This window comes from Streptomyces sp. MnatMP-M17 (assembly GCF_900091995.1).
Taxonomy (GTDB): domain Bacteria; phylum Actinomycetota; class Actinomycetes; order Streptomycetales; family Streptomycetaceae; genus Streptomyces.
This window is the reverse complement of sequence record NZ_FMDK01000020.1, coordinates 1-4,573: the sequence shown is the minus strand read 5'-3', so window position 1 is coordinate 4,573 and position 4,573 is coordinate 1. Positions and strand designations below refer to the sequence as shown.

Below are 4,573 nucleotides of genomic sequence, written 5' to 3'. Positions count from 1 at the left end.
CCCCCAGCCGGTGCAGCGCACGCCTGGCCAGCAGCCGTACAGTGGTGAACTCCCGCCGGCGCTTGGCCACGGCCCGTGCCACATGGGCACTCTCCTGCGGGAACAGCGCCTCGTCCGGGCCCGGCACGGGATCGTCGTACGCCGCCTCGGCCATGACCGAGGGCGGCAGGATCTCGCCGATCACCGGAGGCCCTGCCCGCCGGGCGTCGGCAGGATCTGCCGCAGCGGCTCCCGGGGTGGCCGTTTGCTCCACTCGCGCGGATAGCCGACCGAGACCTCCTCGAAGCGGACTCCGTCGTACCAGGTGACCCGGGGGATATGCAGATGCCCGTAGACCACCGCGGCGGCGCGGAAGCGCACATGCCAGTCGGCGGTCAGTTCGGTACCGCACCACTGCGCGAACTCCGGGTAGCGCAGCACCCGGGTGGGCTCCCGCACCAGCGGGAAGTGGTTGACCAGGACCGTGCGCAGCGAGGGATCGAGGGCGGAGAGCCGGCGCTCGGTGTCCGCGACCCGGGCCCTGCACCAGTCGTCCCGGCCGTCGTAGGGATCCGGGTGGAGGAAGTACTCGTCGGAGCAGACGATGCCCGCGTCGGTCGCCACGCGCAGCGACTCCTCCATCGTGGTGGCGCCGGGCGCCAGGAACGAGTAGTCGTAGAGCACGAAGAGCGGAGCCACCGCCGCCGGACCGCCGGCGCCGCGCCACACCGGATAGGGATCCTCGGGAGTGGTGATGCCCAGCTCCCGGCAGAGCTCGACCAGCCGCAGATACCGCTTCTCGCCGCGCAGATCGCACGGATCCTGCGGATGCGTCCACAGCTCATGATTGCCCGGAGCCCAGATCACCTGGGTGAACCGGTCGCTGAGCAGCCGCAGCGTCCACTCGATGTCCGCGTACTTCTCGGCGACATCGCCCGCGACGATCAGCCAGTCCTCGTCGGAGTCCGGTCGCAGCCTCTCGACCAGCGCGCGGTTCTCGTCGTACACGACATGCAGATCGCTGACGGCCAGGAGTCTTCCGTCGGGCACAGTACCGGACCTTTCCCTCGGATGCTGTCGGCCTCGGACGCCGGACCGTGCCCGGCGCAGTCACCCTGCAAGATTACGATGCGGCACATGATTCGCGCAGTGGTCTTCGACGTCGGTGAGTGCCTGGTGGACGAGACGAAGGAGTACGGCACCTGGGCCGACTGGCTCGGTGTACCGCGTCACACCTTCGCCGCGATGTTCGGCGCGGTGATCGCCCAAGGGCGGGACTACCGGAAGACCTTCGAAGAGTTCCGGCCCGGATTTGACCTCTACGCCGAGCGTGAGGCCCGCGCCGCTGCCGGGCAGCCGGAGCGATTTGGCGAAGAGGACCTCTACCCGGATGTCCGCCCTGCGCTGGCGGATCTGCGCGGGTCCGGGTTGTGGCTGGGCATCGCGGGCAATCAGACCGTACGAGCCGGCCACATCCTCCGCGACCTGTTCAAGGAGGACGTGGACCTGATCGGCACGAGCGACGACTGGGGCGCCTCGAAGCCCGACCGCGAGTTCTTCGTGCGCGTCGCGGAGGTCGTGCCGTACGAGCCGGGCGAGATCCTCTACGTCGGCGACCGGGTGGACAACGACCTCCGGCCCGGGGCCGCCTCCGGGATGCACACCGCGCTCATCCGGCGCGGCCCATGGGCCACCATCCAGTGGAACACCGAGGAAGCGAAGAAGCTCCCCACCTTCCGAGTGGAGAGCCTCCTCGAACTCCCGGGCGCGATCGCCGACTTCAACGAGCGAGCGCGCTGACCGTCGTAGCCCAGCCGTACAGCCGCTCGTCCAGGTCGCGGACGCACTGCTCGTGCTGGTGCGGGGCGAGGGCCCGCCGTACGTCACGCACGCGGTCCATCCCGGTCGCATACCAGGTCCGCTCCAGCTGATCGAGCGCCCGCACTGCGTAGGTGCACGCGTCCTCCAGGCGGCCGGCCGCAGCTTCCACGGCGGCCAGGTCGCCGAGGATCACGCTGGTCTGCTTCTCTGCCGGGGCCAGATCAGCGAGGACTGCGAGGAGTGTCTCTTTGGCCTGGGGCAGGTGGCCAGCCTTGAGCTGGGTGTTGCCCTTGAACGCAGCAAGGCGGGTCGCGCTGAACCAGTCCATCCAGTCCTGATCCGGGTGCTCGCCTCCGCGGGCGAGGACGTCCTCGGCGTGGCCGATCAGGTGGAGCGCCGTGCGGGTGTGCCCGCAGCGGGTCTCGCATTCGGCCTCCACCGCGTCCAGCCAGGCCAGGAACCCGGGGCTCGCTGGTCCGCGGCGGGCGTACGTACGGGCCGCGACCATCCGCTCGACGGCCGCGTCTCGGTCTCCTGCCCAGCCGGGGATGAACGCGGTGTGGGCCAGGATCGCCGCGCCGAGGAGCTGGTCGTGGGCTTCGCCTGCGGCTTGCAGTGCGCGAAGCCAAGTCCCGGAGGCCCGGTCCGGTTCGCGGAGATCGAAGAACTCGATCCGGCCCATGAGCAGCAGCGACTCGGAGAGGGCTGCCGCGACCGACGCGCGTGTCTGCCCAGTGGTCTCCGTCAGGAGCATCCGCCCCAGTTCGCCGTGGGCGAGCACCGAAGGATGGAGTACGGCGGGGGCCACCGACCAGTACAGGCGCCGGTGCGAGCGGGTCACCCACTCGAAGTCGGTGGCGACTGAGGCTGGTTGCAGGACGGCCGCCGCCTGGATGGGGACCGCAGCCAGGCCGACCGCAGCGATTGTTCCGGTGACCAGGGTGCGCCGCACGGGGCCCGGGCCGTGGCCGCTGGGGGTGAATCCGAGCGCGGCCACGTCCTGGCCGAGGATTCGGGTCAGGGACTGCTGGATCTCGACCTGGGGCCAGGGCGGGTTGTCGGACTCCCAGCGTCGTACCTGTCGGACGCCGACGCCGAGGGCGTCTGCCAGGGCCTGCTGTGAGGCGTATCCGGCCGCGACACGGGCGGCCTTGAGTCTGGCGTTTCCTGCGGGCCGCGGCACGCTGCACCTCCCTGAGATGGGTTCGTAGACCGGTGTCACAGCGAGGCCCTGCGGATGGCTAGTGGCCACACTTACGGCCGAATGGAAGTCCTCTTTCGTGCCGAACAAAGACCTCTGGAAGTCCTCATGATGGGCAGTCAGCGGCGCCAGTCTGGATGCATCCCGATCGGCACACGGCGCAACAAGGAGCCGCATGGATGTCGCACACCCCACCACGGACACAGGCTGGGCGGCCATCCGCGTGCCTCGAATCCTCGGCCTCACCGTCATGGACATCCTCAGGACGCGCTGCGGCGCCGTCATGGAGAACGACCGGTCCCTCTACTGGTTCGTGGCCGCGGGCGACGGATCTGAGTGGGATGTCGCCAACATCAGCACCCTCGATCCGGCCGTTGACCCGCTGACGATTCCGCCACCCCGGCGGACGCAGGGCCCCGGGCCGCACTGGCGCATGTGCCTCGGCGACGACCGGTGGTTCACGGACAGCAGTGCATTGCGGGCCGCCATCGAGGACGCTCTTGGCCCAGTGCCGGGGAGCGACTCATGAATGCGGAGCCCAGGACGCCGCCCGGCCCTGGATTTGTCGCCGGATGCACGAGCGCCACATGGCTTGACGTCACCCCAGCCGGCCAGACAGCGTGGCTGTTGATCGGGCACGCACCACCACGGCGCCTCAATGAGACCTCGGAGTCAATCGGGGCCAGGCTGCTCGCGCTGGCCGACAATCTGGGGCTGCGGGCCGCGGCCGACCGTGTGCCGCACATCGGGCGGCGCCTGCTCATCAGGCACGGCGTCGTTGCCTGCGACTACGGGCACGACGACTACCTCATGCGGGTGCCGGACACCGGGCAGGCATGGCAGCAGCACGTCATACGGGGCGGTCAGGTCCTGCTCGTCGTCGGCCTGGACCCGCTGCCGCCGTACCAGGGCCAGCAGGAAGTCGACGCCTATCTGCGACAGGCCACGAACCGGCATCACGTCCTCATGGGCGCAACGGGCGCGCGATGACGTCCCGTCCCCGCTGGTGCCACTGGCACGAAGGCCTGGCCCACGCCGCACTGCCCGTCCAGGGCGGCCCGCCCGGCTACTGGATGTACGCCTGCCCAGCCTGCCGGGACCGGCACAAGCTGGCGCCCCTGGGGCAGCCCGGAGTAGCGGAGTCGACGTGACACAGACATGCAGGTGGTGCGGAGACAGCACCACCGAGCCCATCACCATCGGTATCGAACACTCCAGCTCCGGGCCCGGACGCACCCTGCATGCCTGCCCGTCGTGCCGGACTGCCCGGCGCCTGCTGCCGCTTGACCGGCACCCCGCGGACAGCCTCGGGTTCGTACGTTACGACTACGCAGTAACGAGCCCGTAGCCGCTGAGCTGCCCCGGCCGGCGCTTGTCCCCCCGTCGGCGCCGGCCGGGGCTCACCCACCCACTTGAGAAAGGCGCAGCTTGAGTACCGCAGCCCACCATCCGCCCGGCAAGGCAACTGTCCCGCCGCAGCTTGCGCGTCAGCTCACCGCATGGGCCAAGGGGCACATCCCGAATCAGGCAGGCGTGGCCGCACTGCTGGAGGAGGGCACCCTCCTGGCCCGG

General features: G+C 70.0%; 6 protein-coding genes and 1 pseudogene. 4 read left to right on the top strand and 3 right to left on the bottom strand.

Translation table 11 applies throughout. The features are described from left to right. A pseudogene (locus GA0115259_RS42550) lies at positions 1 to 184 on the bottom strand (4'-phosphopantetheinyl transferase); the annotation flags it as partial. After that, entirely contained in the window at positions 181 to 1,029 is an 849-nt protein-coding gene (locus tag GA0115259_RS01205; RefSeq protein WP_093589480.1) for a metallophosphoesterase family protein, read from the bottom strand. The gene GA0115259_RS01205 and the pseudogene GA0115259_RS42550, both read right to left, overlap by 4 nt. An 87-nt stretch (positions 1,030 to 1,116) precedes the next feature. On the opposite strand from GA0115259_RS01205, the gene GA0115259_RS01200 reads away from it, so the two are divergent. Then, positions 1,117 to 1,779 carry an HAD family hydrolase gene (locus GA0115259_RS01200; protein ID WP_093589483.1) on the top strand — a complete coding sequence of 221 codons (663 nt, stop codon included), beginning with the start codon at positions 1,117 to 1,119 and terminating at the stop codon, positions 1,777 to 1,779. On the opposite strand, the gene GA0115259_RS01195 is transcribed toward GA0115259_RS01200, so the two are convergent. Continuing rightward, entirely contained in the window at positions 1,760 to 2,983 is a 1,224-nt protein-coding gene (locus GA0115259_RS01195; RefSeq protein WP_093589477.1) for a helix-turn-helix transcriptional regulator, read from the bottom strand. The genes GA0115259_RS01200 and GA0115259_RS01195 overlap by 20 nt on opposite strands. Positions 2,984 to 3,176: 193 nt before the next feature. Here GA0115259_RS01195 and GA0115259_RS01190 point away from each other — a divergent pair, with 193 nt between their 5' ends. The 3 genes from GA0115259_RS01190 (at position 3,177) to GA0115259_RS39900 (ending at position 4,152) form a co-directional block, all read left to right on the top strand. Continuing rightward, the gene (locus GA0115259_RS01190; protein ID WP_093589474.1) at positions 3,177 to 3,530 is read left to right on the top strand and encodes a hypothetical protein; all 354 of its coding nucleotides are present in this window, start codon (positions 3,177 to 3,179) and stop codon (positions 3,528 to 3,530) included. A 98-nt stretch (positions 3,531 to 3,628) separates the two neighbouring features. Next, positions 3,629 to 3,991: a hypothetical protein gene (locus GA0115259_RS01185; protein ID WP_141716412.1), complete on the top strand. Its 363-nt coding sequence runs from the start codon at positions 3,629 to 3,631 to the stop codon at positions 3,989 to 3,991. Continuing rightward, entirely contained in the window at positions 3,988 to 4,152 is a 165-nt protein-coding gene (locus tag GA0115259_RS39900; RefSeq protein WP_161230257.1) for a hypothetical protein, read from the top strand. The genes GA0115259_RS01185 and GA0115259_RS39900 overlap by 4 nt, the downstream gene beginning before the upstream one ends. The last annotated feature ends 421 nt before the right edge of the window (positions 4,153 to 4,573 follow it).

Excerpts from the sequence above, each read along its gene's own strand:
- GA0115259_RS01200 (WP_093589483.1), top strand. The coding sequence starts at position 1,117 with ATGATTCGCGCAGTGGTCTTCGACGTCGGTGAGTGCCTGGTGGACGAG.
- GA0115259_RS39900 (WP_161230257.1), top strand. The coding sequence starts at position 3,988 with ATGACGTCCCGTCCCCGCTGGTGCCACTGGCACGAAGGCCTGGCCCAC.
- GA0115259_RS01190 (WP_093589474.1), top strand. The coding sequence starts at position 3,177 with ATGGATGTCGCACACCCCACCACGGACACAGGCTGGGCGGCCATCCGC.